This is a genomic window from Catenulispora pinistramenti, assembly GCF_018274385.1.
GTDB classification, from domain to species: domain Bacteria; phylum Actinomycetota; class Actinomycetes; order Streptomycetales; family Catenulisporaceae; genus Catenulispora; species Catenulispora pinistramenti.
This window is the reverse complement of sequence record NZ_JAAFYZ010000408.1, coordinates 1-3,859: the sequence shown is the minus strand read 5'-3', so window position 1 is coordinate 3,859 and position 3,859 is coordinate 1. Positions and strand designations below refer to the sequence as shown.

4 protein-coding genes are annotated in these 3,859 nt (G+C 70.9%); 3 read left to right on the top strand and 1 reads right to left on the bottom strand.

Annotated features, from left to right (window positions below; all coding sequences use genetic code 11):
- Positions 1 to 37 precede the first annotated feature (37 nt).
- A complete protein-coding gene (locus tag KGQ19_RS47805; RefSeq protein ID WP_212022180.1) occupies positions 38 to 1,489 on the bottom strand; it encodes a family 2B encapsulin nanocompartment shell protein in 1,452 nt (483 codons plus the stop codon).
- A gap of 246 nt (positions 1,490 to 1,735) precedes the next feature.
- Between KGQ19_RS47805 and KGQ19_RS47800 the strand changes: the two genes are divergently transcribed.
- From KGQ19_RS47800 to KGQ19_RS47790, 3 genes are all read left to right on the top strand, one after another.
- Complete coding sequence (locus tag KGQ19_RS47800) at positions 1,736 to 2,914, top strand: NAD(P)/FAD-dependent oxidoreductase (RefSeq protein ID WP_212022181.1); 1,179 nt, start codon at positions 1,736 to 1,738, stop codon at positions 2,912 to 2,914.
- Entirely contained in the window at positions 2,911 to 3,183 is a 273-nt protein-coding gene (locus KGQ19_RS47795) for a (2Fe-2S)-binding protein (protein WP_212022179.1), read from the top strand. The genes KGQ19_RS47800 and KGQ19_RS47795 overlap by 4 nt, the downstream gene beginning before the upstream one ends.
- The coding region (locus KGQ19_RS47790; protein ID WP_212022177.1) for an NAD(P)/FAD-dependent oxidoreductase at positions 3,170 to 3,859 on the top strand (690 nt) is incomplete at its 3' end. The genes KGQ19_RS47795 and KGQ19_RS47790, both read left to right, overlap by 14 nt.

The window sequence follows — 3,859 nt, the reverse complement described above, 5'->3', positions numbered from 1 at the left end:
ACCCCCCACCGCCCACGCGGTGCCCACTGCCAGCGGCTCAGCCACGGGGCCGCGCGATCTCGACGTTCTCCAGCACGCCGAGCGCGTCCGGCACCAGGACCGCCGCCGAGTAGTACGCGCTCACCAGGTAGTTGGTGATGGCCTTTTCGTCGACCCCCATGAACCGCACCGACAGCCCCGGCTGGTACTCGTCCGGGATCCCGGTCTGGTGCAGCCCGACCACCCCCTGCTCCGCCTCGCCGACCCGCAGCGCCAGGATCGAGGTGGTGTGCCCGTCCAGGATCGGGATCTTCGGCACCGGCAGCAGCGGCACACCGCGCCACGACGGCACCTGGCTGCCCAGCAGGTCGATCGTCCCCGGGTAGATGCCGCGCTTGGTGCACTCCCGGCCGAACGCGGCGATCGCCTTCGGGTGCGCCAGCAGGTAGCTGGTGTCACGGCGCAACGAGAGCAACTCATCGAGGTCGTCCGGCGTCGGCGGTCCGGAGTGGGTGTGCACGCGCTGCTCGAAGTCGGCGTTGTGCAGCAGGCCGAAGCCGCGGTTGTTGACCAGCTCGTCTTCCTGCCGCTCGCGCACCGCCTCGATCGTCAGCCGCAGCTGCTGGTCCAGCTGGCTCATCGGCTTGTTGTAGAGGTCTGCGACCCGGGTGTGGATCCGCAGTACGGTCTGAGCTACAGACAGCTCGTATTCGCGAGGCTTCAGCTCATAATCGGCGAACGTGCCCGGCAGCGCGGCCTCGCCCTCGTGGCCGGCCGACAGCGCGATCTCGGCCTCGCCGTGGGCGTTCTGCGCCTTCGCACGGGTGGTGCTGTGCGCGGCCAGGTGCTGCTGCAAGCCCGCCGAACGCTCGATCAGGGCCCTGATTTCCGAAGCCGGCACCGACAGCGCGATCACAGGTGTCACGGCGCGGGCCGTGGTCCGCCACTTCGGGGCGTGGCCGTTGCTCGCGGCGCCATTGCGGGCACCGCTGTGGAACACCTCGTCGCCGAGGTGGTCGCCGTCGGCGAGGTGCCCGTGCACGGAGTGGTCGCCGTACTTGCCGCGACCGGCCAGGTCCACCTTGCCGTGCGCGATCAGCCACAGGGTGTCCACCGGCGTCCCGGCCTCGGCCAGTGTCTCACCGGCCCGCAGCTCCCGGACGGTGAAGCGCGAGCCCAACTCGGTCAGCAGCGCCTCGTCGGCGAAGCCACGCAGCGGCGGCAGCTCGGTCAGGGTCGGGGCCACGACGCTCACGTCGTCGTCGCCGGCCTGGCTGAACGCGACCCGGCCGCGGCCCACGGCGTGGCTCAGCCGGCGGTTCACGCGGTAGGCGCCACCGGCCGCCTCTACCCACGGCAGAACCCGCAGCAGCCACCGCGAGGTGATGCCCTGCATCTGCGGCGGAGTCTTGGTAGTGGTGGCCAGGTTCCGCGCCGCCGCGGTATCCAGGCTGAGCTGATTGCCCTCGGCTGCGGCCTGTGGTGCCGCCGCGCTCTGCTCGACCGTCATCGTTCCCCCTCCAAAGCCTATGGGTGCTTGGCCCTCTCATCGTGGGCTCGGAATGGGGCCAGGGCTATTACCCCAAAGGGTGACAAAGAGCGGACGGTTCACGAGTGGTCGCAGTGCGGCCGACCGCTGGCGGCCTGCCGGAGCATGTGACATAGTACTGGCGTGAGCGCAGCCGTGAAGGGATCCCGCAGCGGGCCGCCCGCCGGGTCCCGGACGACGTCCGACGTCGTCGTGATCGGGGCCGGGATGATCGGCGCGGCGTGCGCGTACTACGCGGCGCGCGCCGGGTTCTCGGTGACGGTCGTGGACCGCGGGCCAGTGGCCGGCGGCACGTCCGGCGCGGGGGAGGGGAACCTTCTGGTCTCGGACAAGGAACCGGGGCCGGAGCTGGCGCTAGCGCTGAGGTCGCAGGAATTGTGGCAGTCGCTGGCCGAGCAGGCCGCGGATCCTTCTGCCCCCGACTCCCCTGACTCTCCTGGTTCTCCTGGCTCTGCCTCGGGGCCGAGTATCGAGTACGAGGCCAAGGGCGGCCTGGTCGTCGCGTTCTCGTCCGCCGATTTTGAGGCGCTGCAACGCTTTGCGGCCACGCAGGTACCTCTAGGCGTCGTCGCCGAGGAAATCCCCGGGGACCGGCTGACCGAATTCGAGCCCTTAATCGCCCCCGGCCTCGTCGGCGGAATCTGGTATCCGCAGGACGCGCAGGTGATGCCCGCATTGGCTACGGCCCGACTGCTCCAGGCCTCGGGAGCGACGCTGCGGTTAGGAAACGCCGTTACCGGCCTTGTGACATCCGGCGGCGCCGTACGCGGGGTCCGTACGACGCAGGGCGAGATCTCGGCACGGTTCGTCGTGAACGCCGCCGGGTTCGGCGCCGCCGCTGTCGCCGCACTGGTCGGTTCCGCGCTCCCGGTGCAGCCTCGGCGCGGGTTCGTGCTGGTGACCGAGCCGCTGCCGAATATGGTGCGGCACAAGGTGTATTCGGCGGCGTATGTAGCTGACGTCTCAAGCTCTGATGCGGCGCTCCAGTCCTCCGCGGTCGTCGAGGGGACGCCGTCGGGTCCGGTGCTGATCGGTGCGAGCCGGGAGCGCGTCGGGCTGGACCGGACGCCGTCTTATGACGCGCTCGGGCGACTGGCGGCTCAGGGTGCTGAATTGTTCCCGTTCTTGGCGGACGTGATGGTGCAGCGGTACTACTGCGGCTTCCGGCCGTACCTCCCGGACCACCTGCCCGCGATCGGCCCGGACGCCACGGTCTCAGGACTCTTCCACGCCTGCGGACACGAGGGCGCCGGGATCGGCCTGGCCCCCGCGACCGGGGAGCTGATCGCCGCGATGATGGCCGGGACGGAGCCGATGGTCGCGCCGGAGCCGTTCGGCCCGGCCCGGTTCGCGTCCTGTGATGAGCAGAAGGAGGCCGCCGGATGAGCGTGGAGTTCAGCTTCGACGGGCGGCCGATGACGGCCCAGGCGGGCCAGACCGTCGGCGCGGCGTTGTTGGCCGAGGGCATCAAGTCGTGGCGCACGACCCGCTTCGGCGGCCGGCCGCGCGGGTTGTTCTGCGGCATCGGCGTGTGCTTCGACTGCTTGGTGATGGTGAACGGGGAGCCGAACGTGCGGGCCTGTCTCGCGGTCGTCGCGCCCGGGGATGTGGTGCGGACTCAGGTCGGGGATGGGCGCAGTGATGAGCGTGACTGACCCCGGATTCGTCCCTGGCGCCCCCGACGCCCCTGATGCGATCGACGCAGCCGCCGGCACCGCGCTCGACACCACAGACACTACAGACACCACAGACACCGCGGAGACTTTCGGCGACACCGCGCACCTCGGCGCGTTCGACGTCGCGATCATCGGCGCCGGCCCCGCGGGCATGGCCGCCGCGGCCACCGCCGCCGAACACGGCCTACGCGTCGCCCTCCTGGACGCCGGCCGCCAACTCGGCGGCCAGTACTACCGCCACCCGGCTCCCGGCCTGACCGCACCCTGGCTGCCGAAGCTCTACCACGGCTGGCAGCAGTTCGAGCAACTGCTGACCCGCGTCGAAACCGCGAGCGGCATCGAGGTCCTGTTCGGCCACCAGGTCTGGGCGATCGAACCAGGATTCAGGGTCCTGACAGACCGCGGCCCGATCCAGGCCCCGAACGTCATCCTCGCCACCGGCGCCTACGAGCGCGTCATCCCCTTCCCCGGCTGGGACCTCCCCGGCGTCTTCACAGCAGGCGGCGCCCAGGCCCTCCTCAAGGGCAACCTGGTCCTGCCCGGCCACCGCGTCATCGTCGCCGGCACCGGCCCCCTCCTCCTCCCCGTGGCCGCGGGCCTGGCCACCGCCGGCGCCCAAGTCCTCGGCCTCTACGAGGCCAACCACATCCGCGGC